The organism is Mycobacterium sp., assembly GCF_051006775.1.
Classification (GTDB): domain Bacteria; phylum Actinomycetota; class Actinomycetes; order Mycobacteriales; family Mycobacteriaceae; genus Mycobacterium.
In genome coordinates this window covers 1-24,077 of record NZ_JBPCSX010000057.1, presented here as the reverse complement: position 1 = coordinate 24,077, position 24,077 = coordinate 1, and the positions used below count along the sequence as shown (strand labels likewise).

28 protein-coding genes are annotated in these 24,077 nt (G+C 67.6%); 8 read left to right on the top strand and 20 right to left on the bottom strand.

The genetic code is table 11. The features are described 5' to 3' along the window. Nucleotides 1–17: 17 nt before the first annotated feature. The 4 genes from ACR2JI_RS04295 to ACR2JI_RS04280 form a co-directional block, all read right to left on the bottom strand. Complete coding sequence (locus tag ACR2JI_RS04295; protein ID WP_526388383.1) at nucleotides 18–1,676, bottom strand: bifunctional uroporphyrinogen-III C-methyltransferase/uroporphyrinogen-III synthase; 1,659 nt, start codon at nucleotides 1,674–1,676, stop codon at nucleotides 18–20. Further along, a complete protein-coding gene (gene hemC / locus ACR2JI_RS04290; protein ID WP_526388381.1) occupies nucleotides 1,673–2,611 on the bottom strand; it encodes a hydroxymethylbilane synthase in 939 nt (312 codons plus the stop codon). Before hemC ends, ACR2JI_RS04295 begins: the two co-directional genes overlap by 4 nt. Further along, nucleotides 2,608–3,981 carry a glutamyl-tRNA reductase gene (locus tag ACR2JI_RS04285; RefSeq protein WP_526388379.1) on the bottom strand — a complete coding sequence of 458 codons (1,374 nt, stop codon included), beginning with the start codon at nucleotides 3,979–3,981 and terminating at the stop codon, nucleotides 2,608–2,610. Before ACR2JI_RS04285 ends, hemC begins: the two co-directional genes overlap by 4 nt. A 99-nt stretch (nucleotides 3,982–4,080) precedes the next feature. Then, nucleotides 4,081–4,374 (bottom strand): glutaredoxin family protein, encoded by a 294-nt coding sequence (locus tag ACR2JI_RS04280; RefSeq protein ID WP_526388377.1) that lies wholly within the window; start codon nucleotides 4,372–4,374, stop codon nucleotides 4,081–4,083. Nucleotides 4,375–4,409: 35 nt separating this feature from the next. Here ACR2JI_RS04280 and ACR2JI_RS04275 point away from each other — a divergent pair, with 35 nt between their 5' ends. Together ACR2JI_RS04275 and ACR2JI_RS04270 are read left to right on the top strand one after the other, a co-directional pair. Next, on the top strand, nucleotides 4,410–5,336 hold the full coding sequence (locus ACR2JI_RS04275; protein ID WP_526388375.1) for an HAD family hydrolase: 927 nt from the start codon (nucleotides 4,410–4,412) through the stop codon (nucleotides 5,334–5,336). A 24-nt stretch (nucleotides 5,337–5,360) separates the two neighbouring features. Next, nucleotides 5,361–5,864: an FAS1-like dehydratase domain-containing protein gene (locus tag ACR2JI_RS04270; RefSeq protein WP_526388373.1), complete on the top strand. Its 504-nt coding sequence runs from the start codon at nucleotides 5,361–5,363 to the stop codon at nucleotides 5,862–5,864. Nucleotides 5,865–5,876: 12 nt separating this feature from the next. Here ACR2JI_RS04270 and ACR2JI_RS04265 read toward each other — a convergent pair whose 3' ends face one another. The 9 genes from ACR2JI_RS04265 to ACR2JI_RS04225 form a co-directional block, all read right to left on the bottom strand. Beyond that, nucleotides 5,877–6,902 (bottom strand): lysophospholipid acyltransferase family protein, encoded by a 1,026-nt coding sequence (locus ACR2JI_RS04265; protein WP_526388371.1) that lies wholly within the window; start codon nucleotides 6,900–6,902, stop codon nucleotides 5,877–5,879. Nucleotides 6,903–6,904: 2 nt separating this feature from the next. After that, on the bottom strand, nucleotides 6,905–7,990 hold the full coding sequence (locus ACR2JI_RS04260) for an SDR family oxidoreductase (RefSeq protein WP_526388369.1): 1,086 nt from the start codon (nucleotides 7,988–7,990) through the stop codon (nucleotides 6,905–6,907). Nucleotides 7,991–8,006: 16 nt separating this feature from the next. Then, nucleotides 8,007–8,108, bottom strand: coding sequence for a 30S ribosomal protein bS22 (locus ACR2JI_RS04255; protein WP_003402602.1), 102 nt, complete (start codon nucleotides 8,106–8,108; stop codon nucleotides 8,007–8,009). A gap of 115 nt (nucleotides 8,109–8,223) precedes the next feature. Beyond that, nucleotides 8,224–8,475, bottom strand: a complete 252-nt coding sequence (locus tag ACR2JI_RS04250) for a cell division/environmental response transcriptional regulator (protein WP_524922621.1) — start codon at nucleotides 8,473–8,475, stop codon at nucleotides 8,224–8,226. A 140-nt stretch (nucleotides 8,476–8,615) separates the two neighbouring features. Continuing rightward, complete coding sequence (gene proC / locus ACR2JI_RS04245) at nucleotides 8,616–9,485, bottom strand: pyrroline-5-carboxylate reductase (protein ID WP_526388366.1); 870 nt, start codon at nucleotides 9,483–9,485, stop codon at nucleotides 8,616–8,618. Between the two features lie 11 nt (nucleotides 9,486–9,496). Beyond that, nucleotides 9,497–10,309: an acyl-CoA thioesterase gene (locus tag ACR2JI_RS04240; RefSeq protein ID WP_526388364.1), complete on the bottom strand. Its 813-nt coding sequence runs from the start codon at nucleotides 10,307–10,309 to the stop codon at nucleotides 9,497–9,499. 9 nt (nucleotides 10,310–10,318) lie between these two features. Then, nucleotides 10,319–11,164, bottom strand: a complete 846-nt coding sequence (locus ACR2JI_RS04235; protein WP_526388362.1) for a sugar phosphate isomerase/epimerase family protein — start codon at nucleotides 11,162–11,164, stop codon at nucleotides 10,319–10,321. 7 nt (nucleotides 11,165–11,171) lie between these two features. Further along, nucleotides 11,172–12,305 carry an Rv0497 family membrane protein gene (locus tag ACR2JI_RS04230; RefSeq protein WP_526388360.1) on the bottom strand — a complete coding sequence of 378 codons (1,134 nt, stop codon included), beginning with the start codon at nucleotides 12,303–12,305 and terminating at the stop codon, nucleotides 11,172–11,174. Beyond that, the gene (locus ACR2JI_RS04225) at nucleotides 12,302–13,258 is read right to left on the bottom strand and encodes a Ppx/GppA family phosphatase (RefSeq protein WP_526388358.1); all 957 of its coding nucleotides are present in this window, start codon (nucleotides 13,256–13,258) and stop codon (nucleotides 12,302–12,304) included. The genes ACR2JI_RS04230 and ACR2JI_RS04225 overlap by 4 nt, the downstream gene beginning before the upstream one ends. Before the next feature lie 33 nt (nucleotides 13,259–13,291). Between ACR2JI_RS04225 and ACR2JI_RS04220 the strand changes: the two genes are divergently transcribed. After that, nucleotides 13,292–14,077 (top strand): DUF3109 family protein, encoded by a 786-nt coding sequence (locus ACR2JI_RS04220; protein WP_526388356.1) that lies wholly within the window; start codon nucleotides 13,292–13,294, stop codon nucleotides 14,075–14,077. 5 nt (nucleotides 14,078–14,082) lie between these two features. Here the strand turns inward: ACR2JI_RS04220 and ACR2JI_RS04215 are convergent, their stop codons facing one another. The 6 genes from ACR2JI_RS04215 to ACR2JI_RS04190 form a co-directional block, all read right to left on the bottom strand. Then, the gene (locus ACR2JI_RS04215; RefSeq protein WP_526388354.1) at nucleotides 14,083–14,769 is read right to left on the bottom strand and encodes a winged helix-turn-helix domain-containing protein; all 687 of its coding nucleotides are present in this window, start codon (nucleotides 14,767–14,769) and stop codon (nucleotides 14,083–14,085) included. Further along, a complete protein-coding gene (locus tag ACR2JI_RS04210; RefSeq protein WP_526388352.1) occupies nucleotides 14,766–15,944 on the bottom strand; it encodes a sensor histidine kinase in 1,179 nt (392 codons plus the stop codon). The genes ACR2JI_RS04215 and ACR2JI_RS04210 overlap by 4 nt, the downstream gene beginning before the upstream one ends. 106 nt (nucleotides 15,945–16,050) lie before the next feature. Further along, entirely contained in the window at nucleotides 16,051–16,800 is a 750-nt protein-coding gene (locus tag ACR2JI_RS04205; protein ID WP_526388350.1) for a phosphoglyceromutase, read from the bottom strand. A gap of 13 nt (nucleotides 16,801–16,813) precedes the next feature. After that, nucleotides 16,814–17,323: a YbjN domain-containing protein gene (locus ACR2JI_RS04200; RefSeq protein WP_526388348.1), complete on the bottom strand. Its 510-nt coding sequence runs from the start codon at nucleotides 17,321–17,323 to the stop codon at nucleotides 16,814–16,816. Next, nucleotides 17,320–18,609: a D-inositol-3-phosphate glycosyltransferase gene (mshA, locus tag ACR2JI_RS04195; protein ID WP_526388533.1), complete on the bottom strand. Its 1,290-nt coding sequence runs from the start codon at nucleotides 18,607–18,609 to the stop codon at nucleotides 17,320–17,322. The genes ACR2JI_RS04200 and mshA overlap by 4 nt, the downstream gene beginning before the upstream one ends. Nucleotides 18,610–18,622: 13 nt before the next feature. Further along, entirely contained in the window at nucleotides 18,623–19,912 is a 1,290-nt protein-coding gene (locus tag ACR2JI_RS04190) for an ROK family protein (RefSeq protein ID WP_526388346.1), read from the bottom strand. Nucleotides 19,913–20,081: 169 nt separating this feature from the next. Here ACR2JI_RS04190 and ACR2JI_RS04185 point away from each other — a divergent pair, with 169 nt between their 5' ends. Next, on the top strand, nucleotides 20,082–20,834 hold the full coding sequence (locus ACR2JI_RS04185; RefSeq protein ID WP_526388344.1) for an SDR family NAD(P)-dependent oxidoreductase: 753 nt from the start codon (nucleotides 20,082–20,084) through the stop codon (nucleotides 20,832–20,834). An 81-nt stretch (nucleotides 20,835–20,915) separates the two neighbouring features. Here ACR2JI_RS04185 and ACR2JI_RS04180 read toward each other — a convergent pair whose 3' ends face one another. Then, entirely contained in the window at nucleotides 20,916–21,977 is a 1,062-nt protein-coding gene (locus ACR2JI_RS04180) for a UDP-N-acetylmuramate dehydrogenase (RefSeq protein ID WP_526388342.1), read from the bottom strand. Nucleotides 21,978–22,003: 26 nt separating this feature from the next. On the opposite strand from ACR2JI_RS04180, the gene ACR2JI_RS04175 reads away from it, so the two are divergent. From ACR2JI_RS04175 to ACR2JI_RS04160, 4 genes are all read left to right on the top strand, one after another. Beyond that, complete coding sequence (locus tag ACR2JI_RS04175) at nucleotides 22,004–22,510, top strand: DUF2505 family protein (protein ID WP_526388340.1); 507 nt, start codon at nucleotides 22,004–22,006, stop codon at nucleotides 22,508–22,510. Between the two features lie 15 nt (nucleotides 22,511–22,525). Further along, entirely contained in the window at nucleotides 22,526–23,029 is a 504-nt protein-coding gene (locus tag ACR2JI_RS04170; RefSeq protein WP_526388338.1) for a DUF2505 family protein, read from the top strand. Between the two features lie 82 nt (nucleotides 23,030–23,111). Then, entirely contained in the window at nucleotides 23,112–23,837 is a 726-nt protein-coding gene (locus tag ACR2JI_RS04165; protein WP_526388336.1) for a class I SAM-dependent methyltransferase, read from the top strand. 9 nt (nucleotides 23,838–23,846) lie between these two features. Next, on the top strand, nucleotides 23,847–24,077 hold a 231-nt coding region (locus tag ACR2JI_RS04160; RefSeq protein WP_526388334.1), incomplete at its 3' end, for a nitrilase-related carbon-nitrogen hydrolase.

Here is a 24,077-nt window from a genome sequence, read left to right as displayed (position 1 = left end):
TGATGAGACTTCGGCCGCTACCGACGCCGGCTCTTCTTGCGCGGCGGCGGGAGCGCACCCTCGGCGCGCAACCGGGCCGCATGCTCGGCCAGTGCGTCGACAAGCGGTCCGACGGCCGCCGTCTCCGGTTGCACGTCGACCCGCAGTCCGAACTCGGCAGCAGTCTCGGCGGTCTTGGGACCGATACACGCGACGATGGTGCGCGCATGCGGCTTGCCTGCGATGCCGACCAGATTGCGCACCGTCGAACTCGAGGTGAAGCAGACCGCGTCGAAGCCGCCGGTCTTGATCATCTCGCGGGTATCGGCCGGCGGCGGTGCGGCGCGCACCGTGCGGTAAGCCGTGACGTCCTCGATCTCCCAGCCTCGTTCACGCAGACCCTCGGCGAGTGTCTCGGTGGCGATGTCGGCACGCGGCAGCAGCACCCGGTTGACCGGATCGAAAATGCTGTCGTACTCGGGGAACTCGTCGAGCAGACCCAGCGAGGACTGCTCACCGGAGGGAACCAGTTCAGGGCTGATCCCGAACGCGCGCACCCGGTCGGCGGTCGACTCCCCGACACAGGCGATCTTCACCCCGGAGAACGCGCGGGCATCCACACCGAATTCGCCGAATTTCTCCCACACCGCGCGCACCGCATTGGTCGAGGTGAACACCACCCACTGGAAACGGCCGTCGACGAGTCCCTTGACGGCCCGCTCCATCTGGGCCGGGCTGCGTGGCGGCTCGACGGCGATGGTCGGCACCTCGATCGGCGTGGCGCCGTGAGCGGTCAGCCGCTCGCTCATTTCGCCGGCCTGCTCCTTGGTTCGGGGCACCAGCACCGTCCAGCCGTACAGGGCGCGGCTCTCCCACCAGTTCAGTTTGGCGCGGTTGCTCACTGTGCGGCCGATGGTGACAACCACCGCACCGGCCATCGGGCCCGCCGGGTCGGCTGCGCCCAGCGCGTTGCGATCGGTCAGACCGCCGAGAGTGGACTCCAGCGAACGCTGCGAGCAGGTGGTGCCCTGGGCGGTGACGACGCACGGGGTGCCTTCGGCCAGCCCGTGCTCGATGAGCGCGCGGGCGGCCTCGGGCAGATGCGATGCGGTCGCAGTCAGGATCAGTGGACCCGGTGCGGCGGCCAGCGCTGACCAGTCAACCTCACCGCGCACATCGGCGACGGTGTGGGTGGAACCCAGCGGCAGGCCCGCGTAGCTCGGCACCGCGACTGTGGCGGGCAGTCCTGGGACGATCTCGAAGGTGAGGTGGCTGCGGGTGACGGCGTTGACCTCGGCGGTGACAGCGTCGACCGACAGCGGATCGCCGGCGACCAGGCGGACCACATCGGCTCCGGTCTTGGCCTCGGCCACCAGAATCTTGGCCACTTCGGCCGGTTCACCGAGGGCGGGCCGGATGTCGGCACCGACGGCAACCACCGACGGCTCCGAGACCGCCACACCGTCGGCCGCAGCGACGTTCGGTGCCGGGGCCGGGCCCACCGCGGGCGGCAGATCGACACCAACCAGCTTGAGCACCGCGTCGGGGACGTCAGGATCGGTGAACACCAGCGCGGCGTTGGCCAGGACGGTCCGGGCGCGCGTCGTCAGCAGGCCCGGATCGCCAGGACCCGAGCCGACGAACGTGATGCGTCCCGGCTTCGCCTTGCGCCCTCGCGCACCCGAGTGACCCGTCATCTCTCTCCCGCTCTACCGTGCGCCATGACCTCGCGCGCACCGAGTTCGAACAACTCCGCCGCGACCGAGAGCCCAAGCTCCGCAGCGCGGTCGGGAGTGCCGATACCCGACGCACGGATCACGTCGGATCCGTCCACCGCCGCCACGCATGCGCGCAGCGACAGCTCTAAGAAGACGCGGCCATCGTCATCGATGGACTCGACCACCTCCGCGATCGCGCCCACCGGTGCGGAACAACCCGCCTCCAGTTCGGCCAACAGGGCCCGTTCAGCGGTGACCGCGGCGCGGGTGTCGGGGTCATCGAACCCCGCCAGCAGCCCCGCAAGCCCGGAATCACCCGCACGGCATTCCACCGCGAGCGCACCTTGAGCCGGTGCCGGCAGCATCTGCACCGGCTCCAGCGTCTCAGTGACATCGCCGAGTCGTCCGATACGGGCCAAGCCCGCCCGGGCGACCACGATGGCGTCGAGATCACCGCTACTTACCCTGTTCAACCTGGTGTCTAGGTTGCCTCGTAGGGGGCGGATTTCCAAACCCAGACCCAGTGCTCTAAGCTGCGCCCCCCTGCGGACCGATGAAGTGCCGATCACCGAGCCGGCCGGCAATTCGCCCAGCACCAGGCCGTCGCGCGCCACCAGTGCGTCGCGCGGGTCCTGCCGGGGCGGTATCGCAGCGATGACGAACCGTTCGTCCGGCGCGGTCGGCAGGTCTTTGTAGGAATGCACCGCCATATCGACCCGGCCGTCCGCGATCGCCTCACGCAAAGCGGCGGTGAACACCCCGACGCCGATCTCGGCGACCGGCTTGGCCGACCGGTCCCCCTCGGTGCTGATGATCACCAGTTCAGCTGCGCTACCGCGCGCGATCAGTTCGTCCCGGATGGTGCCGGCCTGGGTGGTCGCCAACAGGCTGCCCCGGGTTCCGATTCGGATCAAGCGCCGGGTTCCGTTGCCGCCGAGGCGATCTCGCCGGCGGCGACCGCATCGACGGCGTGCGGATCGAGCTCGAAGAGCTCCCGCAACGCCTCGGCGTAGGTGTCTCCGCCGGGGGCGCCGGCCAGTTGCTTGATCCGGACGGTGGGGGCGTGCAGAAGTTTGTCGACCACGCGCCGCACGGTGCGCGCGACCTCGTCACGCTGGTCGGCGTCCAGACCGGGCATCCGGTTATCCAGCCGCAACAACTCGGCCTCAACCACCTCGGCGGCCCGCTGACGCAGAGCTGTCACCGTCGGGGTCACTTCGGCCATCCGCTGGCTGAGCAGGTAGTCGGCCACTTCCGCCGCAACGATCTGGCGGGCGGCATCGGCGTCGGAGGCGGCTGCCCGGGCCGAGGGCTCGCGCTGCAGCCGCTCCATGTCGATCACCCAGACGCCAGGCAGGCCGGAGACGGCGGGATCGATATCGCGGGGCATGCCCAGGTCGCAGAAGACCACCGGTTCGGTGAGCTCGTTGCGCTGCACGTTGGCCAGTGCATGGTGAACGTCGGCCAGCGACACCACCGGCCGCACCGCGCCGGTGCAGCTGATCACCAGGTCGGCGCCGGTCAACGCGGACGGAAGCTCGTCGAGGGTCATCGCGCGGGTGCCGACGCCCTGTTCGGCGAGGTTATCGGCCAGTCGCCGGGCCCGGGGCAACGACCGGTTGACGACGTTGACATGGCTCACCCCGGCCCGGACGAGATGCGCAGCCGCCAGACTGCCCATGGAGCCGGCGCCGATCACGGTGGCGGTGCGTCCAGCCAGCGCGGTGTAGGAGGGTCCGACTTCGGGGCGGTACAGCCGTTCGGCCGCCACATGCAGGGCCACCGACACCACACTGGCTCCCGCGGCATCGATCGAGGTCTCCGAGTGCACCCGCTTGCCGACCGCCAGCGCGCGCTGGGCCAGATCGTGCAGAACCCGCCCCACCGTGCGGTTGGTCTCGGCGGTGGCGTAGGCGCGGCGCACCTGACCCAGCACCTGGGCCTCACCCACCACCGCGCTGTCGAGCCCGCTGGCCACCGCGAACAGATGCTCGACCGCGGCCTCGCTGTACCGGACGTAGGCGTGCTTGGTGAGATCGCCCATCGACAGACCGGAGTGCTCAGCAAGCACCTGACCGATGGCCTGCAGGCCGCCGTGGAAGGCGTCGACCACTGCGTAGACCTCGACCCGGTTGCAGGTCGACAGGATCATCGCCTCGGTGACCAACGGCGATTGCAGGACCTGCTGCACGAGCTTGAGTTGGTCCGATTCGTCGGTGGACAACTGTTCGAGCACCGACACCGGTGCACTGCGGTGAGACACCCCGAACAACAGGACACTCACAGCACGATCACCTGGCCGGCTCCCTTAACGGATGTGAACAGAGTTCAGGAAGTGGAACTTACTCGTAACGGTAGGCGTTTCGCAGGTCCAGCGCCAAATTCACCGGCCTGCGATATCTGTCCGCAGCCGCTGTTCGTCGAGGTCCCAGTAGCTGTGTTCGCGGCCGTCGAGCAGCACCACCGGCAAACGGTCGCCGTACTGGGCCCTAAGGCCGGATTCACCCGCCGCAGCCGCCTCGTCGACGTCGGTGCTGGACAGCTCGAAGTCCAGTTCAACGGCCAAGTCAGCCAGCCGATCGTGCACCCGCCGACAGATGCCGCAGCCCGCCCGGGTCAGCAGTTCCACCCGGGGCCGCGCCGCACCACCAGCCGCTGGGGCTCCTCGGCTCGTCACCCGTGAAGTCTCCCATCCCCCGATAGGCTGTGCTCATGGCCTCCGAGGACAGCGCGGCCGACCACAAGTCGTCCGACCGTGCGGCAGGCGAGGCGAGCGCGCAGCGGGCAGTCGAGGGTCTGGCCGGCGCGGCCCGGCTCGAGCCCGGCGCCCCCGCCGCTGGTCCCGCCGACACAGCTGCCCCACCCCTTGACCTCACCGCGGCGGCGTTTTTCGATGTCGATAACACCCTGGTCCAGGGATCCTCGCTGGTGCACTTCGGTCGCGGTCTGGCCGCACGCAAGTACTTCCGCTACGGCGACGTGTGGAAGTTCATCTACGCGCAGGCCAAATTCCAGCTGACCGGCAAGGAGAACAGCGATGATGTCGCCGAGGGGCGCCGCAAGGCGCTGGCCTTCATCGAAGGCCGGTCCGTCGAGGAGCTGAATTCTCTCGGCGAGGAGATCTACGACGAGTTCATCGCGGGCAAAATCTGGCCGGGCACCCGGGCGCTGACACAGATGCACCTCGACGCCGGGCAGCAGGTCTGGCTGGTCACCGCCACCCCGTACGAACTGGCCGAGGTGATCGCCAGACGGCTGGGCCTGACCGGGGCGCTGGGCACCGTCGCCGAATCCGTCGACGGCGTCTTCACCGGCCGGCTGGTGGGCGACATCCTGCACGGCCTGGGCAAGGCGCACGCGGTCCGGGCGCTGGCGGTGCGCGAGGGCCTTAATCTCAAGCGCTGCACCGCATATTCCGACAGCATCAACGACGTACCGATGCTGTCACTCGTCGGCACCGCGGTGGCGATCAACCCGGATTCGGATTTGCGCGACGTGGCGCGCGAACGCGGTTGGGAGACCAGGGATTTCCGTACCGCTCGCAAGGCGGCCAAGATCGGCGTCCCGTCGGCTCTGGCACTGGGTGCCGTCGGTGGTGCGCTTGCCGCAGCCGCATCCCGCCGTCACGAACACGACTGAGCGACGCTGATAAAGTCAACGACCATGTCCTTCGCCAGCGACATCATCGGAACTCACTTCCGCTACCCCGACTACTACCTGGTCGGGCGAGAGAAGATCCGGGAATACGCGATGGCGATCCAGTCCGACGACCTGCTGCACTTCAGCGAGGAGGCCGCCAAGGCGGCCGGTTACGCGGACGTCGTCGCACCGTTGACGTTCATCGCCATCCCCGGCCGACAGGTACAGCTGGAGATCTTCCGTAACTTCGACGTCGGCATCAACCTGGCCCGGGTGATCCATCGCGACCAGAAGATCACCTACCACCGCGCGATCTGCGCCGGCGACAAACTGTTCTTCGACTCCTGGCTGGAGGATGTGATCGAGTCGCACGGTGCAGTCATCTCCACGCTGCGGACCGAGATCACCGATGAGAACGGCAAGCCCGTGGTCACAACCCTGGTGACCATGCTCGGTGAGTCGGCCGGCGAAGAAGACAACGCCCAGATCGCCGCCATCGCCGCAGCAGCGATGGGCCGAAAGAATTAGCCGTCGGGCGAACTAGCCCAGAAATGTGTTGCGGCGCTTGCCCAGCAACTGGAAGAGCGTCTGCTGAATGGTTTCGCGCACATTATCTGTCACCTCGAAGGTGATCATCGGGTCGTCGGCGGCGTTCTCGTCGAAATCAGCGGTCTCGATCGGTGTACCGAACGCGATATGCCACTTGGACGGCAGCGGCACAAGGCCCAGCGGACCGGCCAGCGGAAATAATGGGGTGACCGGGAAGTACGGCACACCGAGCACCCGGGCCAGCAGTTTGACGTCGGCGAGCATCGGGTAGATCTCCTCCGATCCGACGATCGAACACGGGATGATGGGCGCCTTGGCCCGCAGTGCCGCCGAGACGAAGCCGCCCCGACCGAACCGCTGCAATTTGTAGCGGTCGCGGAAGTTCTTGCCCAGCCCCTTGTAGCCCTCCGGGAACACAGCCGTGAGCTCACCGCTGCCGAGCAACCGGTTGGCATCGGCATTGCAGGCCATGGTGTGCCCGGCCTTGCGGGCGACCGATCCGAATACCGGCATGTCGAAGACCATGTCGGCGGCCAGCAGTCGCACATCCCGATGCGCAGGGTGATGATCGTGCACGGCCACCGAGAGCATCAGACCGTCGAACGGCAGCGTGCCCGCGTGGTTGGACACGATCAGAGCCGCACCTTCGGCTGGCACATTCTCGATGCCGGTGACATCGACCCGGAACCACTTCTCGAAGAAGAACCGCAATACCGGCAGCACGACGGCCTCGTTGTACTGCGGGTCGAAACCGAACTCGTCGACGGCGTAATCGCCGGCCAGTCGTTTGCGCAGGAAGTCCGCCGCGGTCGCGATCCGGGCGACCAGTTCACTGGCGGCCGGCTCCGCCGTATCCGTGCGGCGCTGCTCGAACTCCCGGATGACAGCCTCGATCTGCTCCGCGGACCCCGCTGACGACGGATGCCGACGAGGGGCGGCAGCTCGCTGAGAAGCCCGCGCCCTGGCGCGTGAATCGCCATGCAGTGGGATGACTTTCGCCTTGGAATCCCCCGCCATCGTCACCGCCCTCCCCAGCGATCGACGCGCTCGGCCAGAACCGTCGCGCGTCTTTGCGCCGACACTACCCAGTTCGGGTCGATAATCGGTGACAGACCCCGCCCGCGTACGAAATCGTCGAAAGCCTCCATGGTCGTCCACTTCGGCTCGAATCCCAGCTCGGCTCGCATCCGGGTGGTGTCCATAACCCGCCCGTAGCTCAGGTACGCCAGCTGTTCGGCGTTGAGCTCGCTACTGGTCGTCGCCTTGCGCAGCGAGTCCGCCCCGCGCATCCCGAAGGTCGGCACCGGCAACCCCAGCCGCCCAGCCCGCCGGACCGCCTGCGACATCATGATGATCCCGTCGGCGCCGATGTTGAAGGTGCCGGCCCGACCGGCCATGGTGGCGCGCTCCAGTGCGCCGAGTGCGTCCTGCTCATGTAGCAGTTGCAGGCGGGCGTCGTGGCCGAACACGGTGGGCACCACCGGTCCGGACAGATATCGCGCGAGCGTGGTGTCCATGGCCGGGCCGATCATGTTGGCGAGCCGCAGGATCGTGACCGCGATATCGGGCCGCCGCCGGCCGAGTCCGCGGGCATAGCCCTCAATATCGATGCTGTCGCGGGCGAACCCGTTCCCAGGTGGACGGCGACTGCTGCTGTCCTCGGTGAACATCACCGGATCATGCGGGTGGGAGCCGTACACCTCGGAAGTGGACTTCAGCACCACCCGGCGTACGGACGGTGCCTTCTGGCAGGCCGCGAACAACTGCATGGCACCGAGCACGTTGAGTTCCTTGAGGGTGGCGCCGCCACCCGAACGCGGCGCGTAGGACGCGGCCGCGGCATGCACCACAGTATCGACGTCGCTGTTGCGAATGACCTTTGCGATGAACGGGTTCCGGATGTCGGCCCGGACGAACTCGGCACGCCCCATCCGGCGTTGCAGATCCTTGCTCGGCGCGATGGCATCAACGGCAATGACCTGATTGATCAGGGGATTCTGCGCGAGCCGTGCGGTGAGATAGCCACCGAGGAAACGGCATGCACCGGTGACCAGCACCACCTTCGGGTAGTGCGGCGTATCGGTGCCCTGGCCGCCGTGATCCATGCGGCCAGCGTATCGGCTACTTGCCGAGTTTTCTGCGCTGAACCCGGGTACGACGCAGCAGCTTGCGGTGCTTCTTCTTGGACATCCGCTTACGCCGCTTCTTAATGACTGAACCCATGAACTCCGCTACCTAGCTGTGATCGCCGTGATTTCCCGCCTAACCCTACCCAAGTGGGGGGTCGGAACGGAAAACGGCTGCGACGGATGCTGCACGCCAACCGTTGATCGGCAGGTTAACCAGCGTCGAAGTACGAGGTCTCGAGCAGGTCATGCACGGCCTTGGCATGCACCCGGAACGAGCGGCCGACGCGCACGGCGGGCAGCTCTCCGTTGTGAACCAGGCGGTACACCGTCATCTTGCTGACCCGCATCAGGGCGGCCACCTCGGCGACGGTGAGAAACTGCGTTCTCGGCTGGCCCTCGGCGGCACCGGTCTCCCGTGCCGACTTACCGCCAGCGGAGTCCCGCCCGTTCATAGAAGTCATCGCAACCCAATCCGGTCAGGCGTAGGTGGTTCCAGCGGCTTCCCCACCGCTGGAACCCTCCTGCGCATCCACGAGGAGAATAGCGTGGCTGATGGGGTTGTTGCGACGGGTGTTTGGTAATCCCTTAGAGAATTGCAGAACTACTCTGATGTAATTCCGAGCTGCTCAGAGCGTGTTTTTGCGGCGTCTACGGCGGCGGCGACGGCGGCCCGAAGGCCTCCCCGCTCCAGTTCGCGCAGGCCAGCGGCGGTCGTCCCGCCGGGTGAGGTGACCAGAGCCCGCAGCTGGGCGGCAGTGGTATCGGGCCGACCCGCCGATCGGGTGGCCTGGGTATCTTCGGCCTCAAAACGGTCCAGCAGCATCGCCGCGGAGCCGGCCATGGTCTGAACCGCGAGATCGGTGGCCACCGCCCGGCTCAATCCGAGAGCGACACCGGCGTCGATCAGCGCCTCGAGAAAGAGGAAGAAATACGCCGGGCCCGAGCCCGACACCGCGGTGACGGCGTCGATCTGCTGCTCCGAGACGATCAGCGTGCTGCCGACGCTCTCGAAGATCTCGGCGGCCGCAGCGATGTGCTCATCGGAGGCGAATCGGCCGGCAGAAAGGGCGCTGATGCCGGCACCGACCAACGCCGGGGCATTGGGCATCACCCGCACCACCGGCGATCCAGCCGGCAACCGTGACTCGTAAAACGCCGCGGTGACGCCGGCGACCACGCTGACCACGACCTGCTCGACGGCGTTGCCCTCGGCTCGTGATGCGGTTCCGGCGATCTCGACCACCGCTGATTCGACGTCGCCGGGTTTGACCGCGACGATCACGAAGGCGGCGTTCTCCACCGCGTCGGCGACCGGCGCTATCTGCACGCCGTGGGTCCGGGCGAGGTAGTCGGCACGCTCAGGCATCCGCTCGGCGACCACCATGTCCTTGGCCGAACGGCCCGCCCGAAGCAGACCCGCGAGGAGCGCTTCACCCATGTTGCCGCCGCCGACGAATGCGATTCTGGCCATGGTCGCCAACCCTACCCAGCCGGGACCAGGGCGAGCTGCCTTGTCTGCACGACAATTCTTCCGGTGCTGTCCACGACGGTGTGATCCTCGTCAAACCAGCCCTGCCCGATCTCGGTGGCGCTGCACAGCACCCGCAGCCAGCCGTCGGCCGGTAACGCGCGCAGGTAGGCGGTCAGCTGCACGGTGGGTGCCCAGCCGCGACGGCCTACCGCGTACGGGACCGGCAACGAGATGTCACCGCACATCAGAGCGAACCACTCATCGACCGGACCCTCCTTCGGGCGAGCCCAGACCTGAAATGCCGGCGCCTCCCCCTCGGCGATCGACTCGGCGACCCGGGGCCGGATGTCACAGCCGCGGGCGAGGTTGTTGATCTCGGCCGCCGGGTGTCCCGGGCCGATGGGAAGCACCTCCGACGGCGGTTCGACGCTCATCAGGGACGGGACCGGATTAGCCGAAAACAAAGGCTGCACATGGTGTTCCGGTTCGCCGAGGGTGACCACCGCATGCACACACGCCCGCTCACCCTGCACAAGTTCGACGTCCACCAGACCAATCCGCCTGCCCCGTTTGCGCACGGTGGTGACCAGTCGCAGCGGCCCCGGATCCGGAGCCGAAAGAAAATTAGCCGACACCGCGACCGGATGGACGGCCGTTGAGGTTTCCCCGTATCCAACACACGCAGCCTTGGCGCACAGGGCGACCATCACCCCACCATGCACCTTCGGCCCGATGGTCCAGTTGGAATCGATGTTGCCCACGAACTCCCCCGGACGGTCATCGATCGGCCGCAGAATCATGGCGTCGGCGAACCGTGGTGTCATCAGGCCCCTTCAGCGCAACAGGTGGGTGCGGGCGAACTGTAGCGACTCGGTCAACAACTCATCGCGCTCGGCCTTGTTCCGCGCCTCTGAGGTGGTGACCTCCAGGACCACATGACCGGTGAAATCGCTGCCGGCCAGCATCTGGCATACCTCGGCGGTCGGCTGCGTTCCTCGGCCCGGCACCAGATGTTCGTCGGTGGCGGCGCCGTTGCCGTCACACAGGTGCAGGTGCACCAGGCCCGAGCCCATCCGGCTCGCCATATCCAGGGCATCGGTGCCCGCCGTAGCGGTATGGGACAGATCCAGGGTGTAGTGCGCGTGGTTGCCGTCAAGCGGGTCGTAGGACGGCGCAAAGGCCGAGACGCCCACACCCGGGTGCCCGCCGCGGCGGCGCATCCGCTCGATCGACGGCTGGCCCGAACCGAAGAACCGGTCGGTGCGGAACGGGAACATGTTCTCCACTGCGACCATCACGTCGCTGCGGTCCTCCAGCCAGGCCACCTGCTCGCTGAAACCGTCGGCGTAGCGACGCTGCCAGCGGAACGGTGGATGTACGACGACCGTCTGGGCGCCGAGCCGCTCGGCCGCCTGCACGCTGCGAGTGAGTTTCGACACCGGATCTGAACCCCAGACCCGCTGCGAGATCAGCAGGCAGGGAGCGTGCACCGAGAGCACCGGCATGTCGTACCGGCGGGACATCTGGGCGATGGCGCCGATGTCCTGACTGGCCGCCTCGGCCCACACCATCAGCTCGACGCCGTCATACCCCAGCTCAGCTGCGCTCTCGAAGGCCGCCTCGGTCCGCAGTGGATAGACCGATGCTGTCGAGAGGCCGACCTTGATGGCTGGGCGCACAGTCGAGTCAGGTCGACTGCAGTAGAGCGAGCGGACCCAGCGTCACCATGGCTCCGACAGCAACGGCAATGAGCGTGCTGGCGATGTCCTCGGTCTTACGAACCACCCGCACCGCCACTACCAGACCGAGGATGACTAGAACCGAAAGTACCAGCGCCACAATGGTATTCCAACGCCACAGCTGATCGAAACCGAGGAACAGGCCGGCGCCGAAAGCGACCGCCAGCACAGACTGCAGGACCGCCGACAGCGCGTACCGCAGTCCGCCTAGCCGGCTTCCGCGCTCGGCGCGGACCTCGATTTCGTCGTCGTGCGCCTCGGGCTCGACCCCGGGGCCGCGGCGGGCGATGTCGTCGGCGAGGGTCTCCCCGCTGAACAGTGCGCCTGAGGAGGCCTTCAGATAGGACCGCAGTTGCTCGGCGTCGTCGTCCTGCTCTGCGAGAAGCTCGTCGAGGTCCACTGAATCGTCAACCGGGTCGGGCGCCATCTGCTCGGCCCTTGACGGCGCGCGCACCGGGCGCGGGTCATGGCTGAGCTCGGGTCCGGAAACCCGGCGGGGCCGCGGATCCTCGGAGCGCGGCGGTGGGCCGCTGACGATCTCCGGAACGTCGTCCCCGACGGTCTCCTCGATGGTTTCCTCGACGGTCTCCTCGATGTCGTCCTCGACAGCGACGTCCTCGGTGACATCCTCGACCACCTCGGCGTCGTCGAGTTCCTCAGCTGGCTCCTCAGCGGCCTCCTCGGTGACCTCCTCCGCGACCTCCTCGGTGACCACCACGGTGGGAGCGGAGTCCTCAGCTTCGGAGTAGATGACCTCCGTCTCGGTGGAGGGTTCCGGCGCGGCCTCGGCTCCGGGCTCGGGGGCCGAAGCAGTCTCGGGCTCGACCTCGGCTTCGGGCTCAGGCTCAGGGGTGAGCTCCTCGACCGGTCCGCGATCTTCGGTGATCGCTTGCTCAACCACGGGCTGATCGCGGATGACCGGGATCTCCCCGGTCAGTTCGGCCACCGAGACTGCATCCGCATTGCCGCGACGGCGATGGCGGCGGCCACCGACCGGCGGGGCCCCGATGGTCCCGTTACGGGCCAGCAGCTCAGCGACCGAGATCGGCCGCGTGTTCTGGCTGTCTTCTGATTCGCTCATCGTCCGTCTTCCACCAGGGCAGTTCCGTCGGCTTCACGGTCGAGCCGGCGCAGGATGATGCCTTCACGCAGTGCCCACGGGCAGATATCGACCGATTCCAACGACAGCGCTCGCATACTCGCCTCTGCCACCAGAGCTCCGGCCACGATCTGTGGTGCCCGCTCGGCACTCACCCCTTCCAGTTCGGCACGGTCCGCCGTGGTCATCCTAGAGATGAAGGCTATGAGTTGGCGCAGACCGTTGGCGGTCAGGGTCCGTTTGACCCTGGGTCCGGCGCCCGACGGTGCGGCCCCGGTCAGCCGGGCCAACGACCGGAAGGTCTTCGACGTTCCGACAGCCAGGTCGGGCGGCCCGGCCGCCAGCATGGCCTTGGCGGCATCGGCCAGCTCGTTGTCCAGCCAGTCCCGCAGCATGGCCACCCTGCGGCGGCCCGGCGGGTCGTCGGGCCACCACTCGCGGGTCAGCCTGCCCGCGCCCAGCGGAACCGAGAGCGCGACGTCAGGCGCCTCGTCCATGCCGCTCGACATCTCGAGTGAACCGCCTCCGATATCGATATTGGTGATCCGACCGGCGCTCCAGCCGTACCAGCGGCGCACCGCCAGGAAGGTCAGCCGCGACTCATCGGTACCGGACAGGACGCGCAGGTCCACTCCGGTCTCGGCCCGCACCTTGGCGAGCACTTCCTCGGAGTTACGCGCGTCGCGGACCGCCGAGGTGGCGAAAGCCATCAGGTCCGAACACCCTGAACTGGCCGCGATCCTGGCGAACTCGTCGACCGTCTCGATCAGTTTCTCGGCGCCACGCCGGGTCAGCTTTCCGGAGTCGTCGATCGACTCGGCCAGGCGCAGTGGTGCCTTGCTGGAACTCATCGGCGTGGGGTGGCCACCACGGTGCGCGTCGACAACCAGTAGGTGAACAGTGTTGCTGCCCACATCGAGCACGCCCAATCGCACGCCCTTCAACCTAATGCGTCTACCGTTGTCCCCGTGACAAGAAGGCATTCCGGCGAGGTCGAGTTGGACTTCCCACGCGAGTGGATCGAGTTCTACGACCCCACCAACGACGAACATCTGATCGCCGCCGACCTGACCTGGCTGATGTCGAATTGGACCTGCGTGTTCGGCACACCGGCCTGTCAGGGCACCGTGGCGGGCCGCCCGGATGACGGGTGCTGCTCACACGGCGCCTTCCTCTGCGACGACGACGACCGCGCCAAACTCGACGACGCGGTGGCCAAGCTGACCGACGAGGACTGGCAGTTCCGGGAAAAGGGGCTTGGGAAGAAGGGCTACCTCGAAATGGATGAGTACGAGGAGAAGCCAAATCAGCGAACCCGGAAGTACAAGGGCGCCTGCATCTTCCTGAACCGGCCGGGCTTCTCCGGTGGCATCGGGTGCGCGCTGCACAGCAAGGCGCTGAAACTGGGTGTCGAACCGCTGACGATGAAACCCGAAGTGTGCTGGCAGCTTCCGATCCGACGGACCCAGGAATGGGTTAAACGGCCCGACGGCAGCGAGATCCTCAAAACGACCATCACCGAGTTCGACCGGCGCGGCTGGGGCGAGGGCGGCGAGGACCTGCACTGGTATTGCTCCGGAGATCCGGCCGCGCACGTCGGGAGTAAGCCGGTCTGGCAGTCCTACGGCGCCGAACTCACCGAGTTACTGGGTGAGAAGGCCTATGCCGAACTGGCAGCGATGTGCAAGCGGCGCAGCGGCTTTGCACTGATCGCAATCCACCCGGCGACCCGCGCCGCAAAGCCGTCCGGCTAGCCCGGTCAGCCTTCCAGCTTGTAGCCGAGTCCTCGTACCGTGACCAGGTGCGCCGGGTTCGCCGGATCGGCCTCGATCTTCGATCGCAGCCGTTTGACATGCACATCGAGGGTCTTGGTGTCGCCGACATAATCCGAACCCCAGACCCGGTCGATGAGCTGACCGCGGGTCAGCACCCGGCCCTTGTTGCGCATCAGGTACTCGAGGAGATCGAACTCCTTGAGCGGCAACGCGACGTCGGCACCGCGCACCGTGACAACATGCCGTTCAATGTCCATCCGGACCGGGCCCGCCTCCAACACGGCATCAGCGAAGCTCATCTCGTCGGCCTCGCTGCCCCGGCGGAGCACCGCCCGGATACGGGCGATGAGCTCGCGCGCCGAGTACGGCTTGGTGACATAGTCGTCGGCCCCGAGTTCCAGACCGAGAACCTTGTCCAGTTCGCTGTCGCGGGCGGTGACCATGATGACCGGCACGCTGGAACGGATGCGCAACTGCTTGCACACATCGGTACCGCTCATCCCGGGCAACATGAGATCCAGCAGCACGATATCGGCGCCGGCGCGGTCGAATTCGGCCAGCGCCGAAGGACCATCGGAGACGATGGTGGCCTCGAAGCCCTCCTTTCGCAACAGATAGGCCAGCGGATCCGCCAGCGACTCCTCGTCTTCGACTATCAGGACCCGGGTCACTGCGCCTCCTCGGCTTCTTGATGTTCGACTGCATCGTCGGGTGCGCACACCGGCACCGACAGGGTGAAGGTTGAACCGGTGCCCGGCTGACTCCACAGGCGGATACTGCCGTTGTGGTTGGCGGCGACGTGTTTGACGATCGCCAGGCCCAGACCGGTGCCGCCGGTCGCCCGCGAACGGGCTTTGTCAACTCGGAAGAATCGCTCGAACACCCTGGCCTGGTCGGCGGGTGCGATCCCGATGCCGCGGTCGGTGACGGCGATCTCAACCATGTCGTCGCGCAGCACGCGGCTGATCGACACCGTCGACCCGTCCGGTGAGTAAGCAATCGCGTTGGAGATCAGATTGGCAACCGCGGTCACCAGCAGCCCTTCGTCGCCGAGCACCAGCAGTCCGCTGGGAGCGTCGGTGGTGATCGTGATCTGAGCCCGGTCTGCCGCCACCTTGTACCGCGAGATCGCCTCGTGCACAACAGAGTCCACCCCGACTGAGACCAGATCGGGGAGCCGTTCTGCACCCTGGAGACGAGACAGCTCGATCAGCTCACCGACCATCCCGGCCAACCGCTGGGATTCGGTGAGCAACTTCTGACCGAAGCGGTGCACGGTGCCCGGATCGTCGGCGGACTCCAGCAGCGCCTCGGCCAGCACGCCCATAGCCGCCACCGGCGTCTTGAGCTCATGGCTCACATTGGCGACGAAGTCGCGCCGACTGGCCTCCATCCGCGCCTGTTCGGACTGGTCGTCCAAGTAGATGACAGCGCACCGCGGATTCGCCGGGCTCAGCAGCCGGACGTGAGCGCGCACCGACAGCGCGGCCCGACCCTCGGCCACACCCCCGGGTACGGAGAAGTCCACTTCCACGTCCTCGCCCCCGGCCAGTGTGTGCTGGGCGGCTTTCCAGACCCGGCCGTCAAGGAGGTGGTTGCGCACCAGTCCCAGTTCCACCGCACGGTCGTTGCTGACCAGTACGTCACGCAGATCGTCGACGACGACCACACCGCCCGGCGCAAGGGCAACCGTCTGCTGCAGCATCTCAGCGACCGTCAGCCCGGTCGAGGAACCTGATGCCGGGGCATCCTGGCGGCGCCGGCCACCGATGATCGCGACGGCGCCGAGCACTATCGCCACAACGGCTGCGACGGCGACCACGAAGACCACCGCGCCAACACTCACGGGATGAGCGTACGCATCCTGCCAATGTCACGGGAATACCATGCGACCTCGACGAACAACATCACATTCCGGCGCCTGGGAGTTCCGCCGTTGTTCACCTGATGTTCTATTTGCCGCCCTGGTTGGCAACCGCAGCCGCCCCTGCCGCGGCAGCCGCCGGGTCAAGGTAGGTGCCGCCGGCGACGGTCGGCTTCAGATCACCATCGAGGTCGTACCGAAGCGGGATACCGGTCGGGATGTTCAGGCCCACGATCTCCTCATCGGAAATCCCGTCGAGGTACTTCACCAGTGCGCGCAGTGAATTCCCGTGCGCAACAATGAGGACTGTCCGCCCGGCCTTGAGATCAGGCACGACGATCTGCTCGAAGTACGGGACGAACCGCGCCACTACATCGGCCAGGCACTCGGTCAGCGGTCCGCCACCGATCGCCGCATAGCGCGGATCGGTGTCCTGGCTGAACTGGCTGCCCTTCTCGATCGGCGGCGGCGGGGTGTCATAACTGCGCCGCCAGGCCATGAACTGTTCCTCGCCGTACTTGGCTTTGGTCTCGGCCTTGTCCAGACCCTGCAGCGCACCGTAGTGCCGCTCATTGAGCCGCCAGTCGCGGTGTACCGGGATCCAGTGCCGATCGGCCTTGTCGAGCGCCATATTGGCGGTCGTGATCGCCCGGCGCAGCAGCGAGGTGTAGAGCACGTCGGGCAGTCGGTCCTGCGCGCCGATGAGCTCACCGGCGCGCACCGCCTCGGCCCGGCCCTTGTCGGTCAGATCCACGTCCACCCAGCCGGTGAACAGGTTGAGGGCGTTCCACTGGCTTTCGCCGTGGCGCAGCAGGATCAGCGTGGAGGTGTCAGCCATGCGCGGAAGTCTCTCACGCCTCGTCATCTTCAATGAGGTGCTCGAAAGCCTTCAGGTTCTTCAGCGACTCACCGTGGGCCGTCCGCCACGCCCACTCCCGCTGGATCGAGGTCTTGAAGCCGAGTTCCAGCAGGGTGTTGAAATCGGCGTTCACCGCTTCCACGACCTGGCCGAGCACCCTATCGATCTCATCAGCGGTGACCGAGCCCAGCGACATCCGACCGACCAGATAGATGTCGCCGAGGTTGTCCAGGGTGTAGGCCACCCCGTAGAGCCGGCGATTCCGCCGGAGCAGAAAACGGTAGACACCGTCGAAGTTCTCGTCGGGCTTGCGGCACACGAAAGCCTCAACCCGCACCGAGTGGTCCCCGATGCTCAGCAGGGTGTTGGTGATCAGTTTGCGTTCACCGGGAAGTTCGACGATCAGCCCCGGCATCCCGCCACGGGCGCCCTCGTAGCGGGTGTAGTTCAGGCCGTTCTCATCGAGGGTGTCCTGGATCACCTGCTGGACTGCTGAACTCACGCCCGCACCCCGCGCAATTTCGTCCATCGCCGGCCGTTGCGCCGCGCGGTCAGGTCCCGTCCGGCGCCGCGACGGTGGGTACTGCCGTAGTCGGCGATGGCCCGCTCGTAGCTGGCCAGAAGCGCATCCACCGAAACGTCCCAGGAGAAGCGCCGGGCGTGCGCCAGCGCGGCACGACCGAGTTCATCAGGGTCGGCGGCCAGAACCTCGGCCAGAACCTGGGCCCAGCGCGCCGGATCGTGACCCTGGACCAGGGTGCTCGCGTCGGCCACCGCAACCGGCAGTCCGCCTACCGCCGCGGCCACCACCGGGGTACCGCAGGCCTGCGCCTCGACCGCCACCAGTCCGAAGGACTCGGAGTAGCTCGGGACGGCGACCACATCAGCCGCCCGGTAAACGTCGGCCAGTTGCTCGCGGGACTGCGGCGGCAGGAACCTGACCCGATCGGCGATACCGAGATCGGCGGCCAGCTTCACCAGCCTGTCCGGAGCGGCCAATCCGCTACCGGAGGGGCCGCCGGCGATCAATACCTGAACATCGGGCAGCAGTGCCGCCGCCCGCACCAGTACGTCAGGAGCCTTCAGCGGCTGGATACGGCCGATGAAGGCGACGATCCGCCCCTGCGCCGGCAGCCCCAGTGCCGCACGCGCCGCCTGACGGTCACCCGGGGTGAAGGTTTGCAGATCCACGCCGGGATGGACGACGTCGATCCGGTCGGGATCGGCGTTATGTAGCGAAACCAGTTGGTGCGCTTCATCTTCGGTATTGACGATGAGCCGATCCGCTTCGTCGACGACCTGTTGTTCGCCGACGGCCCGCAGCGGCGGCTCCGGGGTGTCACCTTCGGCGAGGGCGGCATTCTTCACCGCGGCCAGCGTGTGCGCGGTGTGCACCAGGGGCACCGCCCAGCGATCCCGGGCCAGCCAGCCGACCTGTCCGGACAGCCAGTAGTGCGAGTGGACGATGTCGTAGTGACCAGGATCGTGGTTGGCCTCAGCGCGCAGAACGCCCGCGGTGAACGCACACAATTGGGTCGGCAGGTCGTATTTGTCCAGACCCTCGAACGGGCCGGCGACCACATTGCGCACCAGAACACCGGGTGCTACCGGAACCACCGCCGGGTCGGCCGAGGAGGTGGCCCGGGTGAAGATCTCCACCTCGACCCCACGGCGGGCCATATGCAACGCGGTCTGCAGGACATAGACGTTGAGCCCGCCGGCATCGCCGGTGCCGGGCTGGGCAAGTGGGGAGGTGTGCACGGAGAGCACGGCCACCCGGCGGGGCATCACCTCTCCATGTTTACACCGCGCGGCGCGCAGATGTTTGCCGTGCCCGGCGCAAAGACGCCAGCGGGTCGGCATAAATGCTGCTCAGCGACACCACGCTGGCGCCGGCCTCCTGGACCCGGTTACCGAATGCCGTCACCCGGATGTCCTTGGCCGCCAGCAACGAGCGCTCAGCGAAAGAAGCGCGTAGCCGGTCCAGACCCTCCGGGTACTCGGTGAAGGCCTGGCCGCCGACCACCAGGTCATCGGGGTTGAGCATGTCGCGTATGAGGGCCACCGCCCCGCCGAGGACGCGGGCGCGTTCGGCGAGCAGTGCACGGGCACCCGATGCGGCAGCACCATCCCGCTGCCGGGCGACTCGAAGGAGTGCCGTCATGGCTGAGTTGGGTCCGGTCGCCGGCAGGATGCCGGTCCGGCGGGCCGCGGCCACGACGGCCTCGTCACTGACTGTCGACTCCAGTTGCCCGCTGCCACCAAGCAGATCGGACTGGACCGGCAGGCCGGCCACGGTTCCCGGTCCGCTTGCCGGGCTGTGCACCCGGCCATCGATCACCAGCGCGAAGCCCACGGTCTCGCGCGCGTAGACGTAGAGCCCGCTTCCCCGTCGCGGGTGCGTCCCGAGCAGCAACTCGGCCCCGGCCATCGCGTCGACGTGTGAGGCCACCGACACCGGCAGGCCCAGCACGCCGGCCAGGACCGGGCCCAGAGGTGCCCGCGACCAGCCGAGCCGGGTGTGGTCGACATAGCCTCCGGCGCTGTCCACCACACCGCCGATGGTCACCCCGGCCCAGAGTGCACGGCGACGGTGCCAGCGGCTCAGGTAGCGCCGGGCGCTGTCGGCCAGTGCGGCCAGAGCGGCCGCCTGCGAACCGCCGGGGGTCGGCGTTTCGACCGCGTCCAGTGCACGACCGAACAGGTCGCTCGCCACGATGCTGGTGGTCCGGGCGCCGACGTGAACACCGAGGGTGAGGTACGGCTCGTGGTTGATCTCGACCGGAATCCGTGGACGGCCGATCGCGCCCGCGGCTGCGAGGTCAGGCCGCTCCCGCAGCAGCTGCGCCTCGAGCAAGGCGCTGACCTGGCGGTTCACCGTCGCAACGGACAGCCCGCTCAGGGCGGCAATGGTGTCGCGGGCCACCGGCCCGCGCTGGCGCACTGCGGCGAACACCGCGGCGACGGCCGCCTCAGGCGTGCTCAGCGAAGGGGCGACGACATTGGCGACGACATTGGCAAGGACGTTGCGGCGGGCACGCAGGGGACGGACATGGGACGGAAGATACGGCGCAACAAGGGTGCTGGTCATTGTGAATCCTTCTCGGGACGGGGCTGGGGGCTGGAATGCCGCGCCCGCGACCGAGGGTCAGCGTGAAATCAGGCGCAGCAGGACGCGCGACAACAACACGCGTCGAATGCGGCCTGACAACCACGAAGAATCACGGGCAAAAGATAACACGCTGACTAGATTGGGGGCGATGGGCACCACACCGGACGCACATTCCCGAGTCGCCGTCGTCACCGGAGCTAGCTCCGGAATCGGCGCCGCGACTGCGAGAACCCTTGCCACACTTGGCTTTCATGTCGTCGCGGTGGCACGCCGTGCTGACCGGATCCAGCAGCTTGCCGATGAGATCGGCGGCAGCGCGGTGGTCGCCGACGTCACCGACGGAGCATCGGTCCAGGCGCTGGCTGATCAGCTGCACCGGGTGGACGTCCTGGTCAACAACGCCGGCGGCGCTCGCGGTCTGGAGCCGGTGGCCGAGGCCGACCTGGAGAACTGGCGCTGGATGTGGGAGACCAACGTGGTCGGCACACTCCAGGTCACCCGAGCGCTGCTGCCCAAGCTGATCGCGTGCGGTGACGGTCTGATCGTGACAGTGACTTCGACGGCCGCGCTGGAGGTCTATGACGGCGGGGCCGGCTACACCGCGGCCAAGCACGCCCAGGGCGCGCTGCATCGCACCCTGCGCGGGGAACTGCTGGGCCAGCCGGTCCGGTTGACCGAGATCGCGCCCGGCGCCGTGCAGACGGAGTTCTCGCTGGTTCGATTCGGCGGTGACGAACAACGGGCCGAGAAGGTCTACGCCGGCATCACCCCGATGGTCGCCGAGGATATCGCCGAAGTGATCGGGTTCGTCGCCTCCCGGCCAGCGCACGTCAACATCGATCAGATCATCGTGCGGCCGCGCGATCAGGCCAGCGCGAGCCGCTTCAACCGCCGGGTCTAGCGCCCGCCGGCGGCGGTGCGTTGGCCGGTGTGGCCGGTGCCTCGCGCGGGATGTTCGTGCTCTGCCTTCCCAGAGCGGCGACTACAGCGCACAGCCGATCAGCACCGGCTCGGGCACCAGGGTGACCCCGAACGCATCGTGGACCCCGTCGCGCACCCGTCGGGCGAGCGCGAGCACGTCGGCCGTGCGCGCCCCGCCGCGGTTGGTCAGCGCCAGCGCGTGCTTGGTGGACAGCCGGCACGGACCCTCCCCCGGGAATCCCCTGCCGAAACCGGCTCGCTCCACCAGCCAGCCGGCCGCGAGCTTTACGCCATCGGGGGCGCCATAGTGCGGAACCGGACCGTCGGCACCGGCTTGCAGGCGGTCGAACACCTCCGCCGGCACCACCGGGTTGGTGAAGAACGAACCCACGCTCCAGGTGTCGTGATCGGCGGCATCGAGCACCATCCCCTTACCCGCCCGCAGCGCCAACACCGCAGAGCGCACCCGCGCCGGGTCGGCCTGCTCACCGGCAGGCAGACCGAGGCTGGCGGACAGCTCCCCGTACCGCAGCGGGGCCGAGCGCCCGGACGGGTCGAGGGTGAACTCCACCTCCAGCACGATCTCCGCGTCGGAGTTCTTCAGCACGCTGTGCCGGTAGCTGAACTCGAGTTCGGCGGCCGCAACCCAGCGCACCCGAAAGGTCTGCCGATCCAGCAGCAGAACCCTTGTGAGGCTGTCGGCCACCTCGACCCCGTACGCGCCGACGTTCTGCACCGGCGTCGCGCCGGCCGACCCTGGAATACCTGAGAGGCATTCCAGTCCGCCCAGATGTGCCTGCAGGGCACGGGCGACGACGTCGTCCCATTCCGCCCCGGCCTGCGCCCGTAGCTCCGATCCCTCCACGGTGACAGTCGAGTTCGCCAGCCGTACGACGGTCAGACCCGCCAGATCATCGGCCACCACCACGTTCGAGCCGCCGCCGAGCACCAGAACCGAGTCCGGGCCGCCGCCATCGAGTGCGCGCATCGTCGCGACGATCTGCTCGGTGGTCTCGCAGGTGATGACGCGCCGGGCGACGGGGCCGACCCGCAGGGTGGTCAATGCGGCCACCGGCACGTTTTCCTCGACCCGGGCGCCGCCGAAATCTTCCCTGAGCGTCACGCCAGGTAACGGTAGCCTCACCAGCTATGCCGCGCTCATTCGACATGGCCACCGACTATCAGGCGTCGGTCGAACAGGTGCACGCCGCGCTGCGCGACGAGAAGTACTGGCTGGCCCGACTGGCAGACTCCGGCGCCGACCAGACCCGCCTGGAGGCCTTCGACCTCGGGCGTGACGGCGGTCTGGACGTGGTGACCACCCAGGTTCTGCACGCCACCCGGCTACCCGGCGTCATCCACCAGTTCCACCGCGGCGATCTGGAGATCCGGCGAGCAGAGACCTGGACTGGGATCGTCGAGGGTAAGGCCGAGGCCACCGTAGCCGGCAGTGTGGTCGACGCCCCGGTCTCGCTGCTCTGCGAGGGAGAGCTATCCCGCGCAGATCACCAGTCCCGGTTGGCATTTCGTGCCACCGTCGAGGTTGGCGTGCCACTGGTCGGAAGGAAGCTGGAGAACTTCATCGGCGCCCAGCTCGAGCAGCTGCTGATCGCCGAACAGCGGTTCACCACCGCCTGGATCGCCGGGAACCACTGATCCATGCCGAGCCGGATGAGTTACGTCGTAGCGGTCGATAAGCCGGCCGCCGCGGTCTATCGGGACTTCACCACCATCGACTACTGGGAGGATCTGGTGGCGTTCTACCGGGAGCATTCGTTGCGCACCGAGATCGAACGTTTCAGCACCGATGACTCCGGGACCGATATCGCATTCACCCACGTCCTCTCGGCGCAGGATCTCCCCGCCATCGCGCGTCCGGTGGTGCCGGGCAGTTTCACCGTCACCCGCCAACAGCATTTCGACCCACTCGACGAGTCCGCCGACCGCGCGGCCGGTCACTATCGGGCGACGGTCCCCGTGGCACCGGTGGTGATCTCCGGGGATTACGTGCTCTCCGATACCGCCGGCGGAAGCCAGCTGGAGCTGCGAACACTGTGCCACGCCAAGATCCCGCTCATCGGCGGACAGATCGAGCGTCTCGTCATCAACGGGCTGCGAACGTTGTTCAGCACGGAGGGCGATTTCACCACCGAATGGGTGGCGGGCCATCACTAGACCCTCCCGAGGCGGGCGTCCCGTCGGCGTCCCGACCCGCGGGACAACCGGGGTCAACCGGCTGCGCAAGGCCGACCGCTGGATGACCGGCTCCGCGGTGGTGCGGGCGGCCCTGCAGTCGGTCGGTGACCCGGTGGCCGTCGACCTCGGCTACGGCCGGCTGCCGGTGACCACTCTGGAGTTCGCGTCCCGGCTGCGCCGCGTCGCGCCCGGGGTGCGGGTGGTGGGCCTGGAGATCGAACCCGAACGCGTCGAGACGGCCCGGGCCGCCGCCGGCGACGGGGTGGAGTTCGCCCTCGGCGGATTCGAACTGGCCGGCATACGACCGGTGCTGGTGCGTGCGTTCAACGTCCTGCGTCAGTACCCCGAGCAGGACGTGGCCGCAGCGTGGCGCACCATGCAGTCCGCGCTGACGCCGTCCGGGCTGATCATCGATGGCACCTGCGACGAACTGGGCCGGCGATGCTGCTGGGTGCTACTGGACCGCAATGGGCCGTTGAGCCTCACGCTGGCCTGCGATCCTCGCCATATCGAGACACCTTCGGATCTGGCCGAGCGGCTGCCCAAAGTGCTTATCCACCAAAATATTCCGGGTCGGCCGATACATGCGCTGCTGAGCGCTGCCGATCGCGCGTGGGCCACCGCGGCCGGGCAGTCGGTGTTCGGGCCGAGAGCCCGGTGGCGGGCGATGCTCGCCGCACTGGCGGCCGACGGACTTCCGATCGAACCGCAACGACGGACCGGCCGGGACGGGGTTCTCACCGTGCCGTGGTCGGTGGTGTCACCCACCCCGTCGACCGACGAATAGGCTGTTCACATGCGGATTGCGTGTGCGCAGATTCTGTCGGGTACCGACCCGGCGGACAACCTGAAGACAGTGGGCGACTACACCCGACGGGCCGCCGACGCCGGCGCCCGGCTGGTGGTGTTTCCGGAGGGCACCATGTGCCGGTTCGGGGTTCCGCTGGCCTCGGTCGCCGAACCTATCGACGGGCGGTGGGCCGACGCGGTGCGCGGTATCGCCGGCGCTGCCGGAGTGACGGTGTTC

Coding starts and splice junctions, on each gene's coding strand:
- mshA (WP_526388533.1), bottom strand. CDS start 18,609: ATGCCCCGCCGGGTGGCCGTGCTCTCCGTGCACACCTCCCCACTTGCC.
- ACR2JI_RS04190 (WP_526388346.1), bottom strand. CDS start 19,912: ATGACCAGCACCCTTGTTGCGCCGTATCTTCCGTCCCATGTCCGTCCC.
- ACR2JI_RS04170 (WP_526388338.1), top strand. CDS start 22,526: ATGAGTTACGTCGTAGCGGTCGATAAGCCGGCCGCCGCGGTCTATCGG.
- ACR2JI_RS04265 (WP_526388371.1), bottom strand. CDS start 6,902: ATGGCGGGGGATTCCAAGGCGAAAGTCATCCCACTGCATGGCGATTCA.
- ACR2JI_RS04230 (WP_526388360.1), bottom strand. CDS start 12,305: ATGAGCGAATCAGAAGACAGCCAGAACACGCGGCCGATCTCGGTCGCT.
- ACR2JI_RS04275 (WP_526388375.1), top strand. CDS start 4,410: ATGGCCTCCGAGGACAGCGCGGCCGACCACAAGTCGTCCGACCGTGCG.
- ACR2JI_RS04255 (WP_003402602.1), bottom strand. CDS start 8,108: ATGGGTTCAGTCATTAAGAAGCGGCGTAAGCGGATGTCCAAGAAGAAG.
- ACR2JI_RS04165 (WP_526388336.1), top strand. CDS start 23,112: ATGACCGGCTCCGCGGTGGTGCGGGCGGCCCTGCAGTCGGTCGGTGAC.
- ACR2JI_RS04295 (WP_526388383.1), bottom strand. CDS start 1,676: ATGACGGGTCACTCGGGTGCGCGAGGGCGCAAGGCGAAGCCGGGACGC.
- ACR2JI_RS04270 (WP_526388373.1), top strand. CDS start 5,361: ATGTCCTTCGCCAGCGACATCATCGGAACTCACTTCCGCTACCCCGAC.
- ACR2JI_RS04185 (WP_526388344.1), top strand. CDS start 20,082: ATGGGCACCACACCGGACGCACATTCCCGAGTCGCCGTCGTCACCGGA.
- proC (WP_526388366.1), bottom strand. CDS start 9,485: ATGGCCAGAATCGCATTCGTCGGCGGCGGCAACATGGGTGAAGCGCTC.
- ACR2JI_RS04240 (WP_526388364.1), bottom strand. CDS start 10,309: ATGACACCACGGTTCGCCGACGCCATGATTCTGCGGCCGATCGATGAC.
- ACR2JI_RS04250 (WP_524922621.1), bottom strand. CDS start 8,475: ATGACTTCTATGAACGGGCGGGACTCCGCTGGCGGTAAGTCGGCACGG.
- ACR2JI_RS04175 (WP_526388340.1), top strand. CDS start 22,004: ATGCCGCGCTCATTCGACATGGCCACCGACTATCAGGCGTCGGTCGAA.
- ACR2JI_RS04205 (WP_526388350.1), bottom strand. CDS start 16,800: ATGGCTGACACCTCCACGCTGATCCTGCTGCGCCACGGCGAAAGCCAG.
- ACR2JI_RS04260 (WP_526388369.1), bottom strand. CDS start 7,990: ATGGATCACGGCGGCCAGGGCACCGATACGCCGCACTACCCGAAGGTG.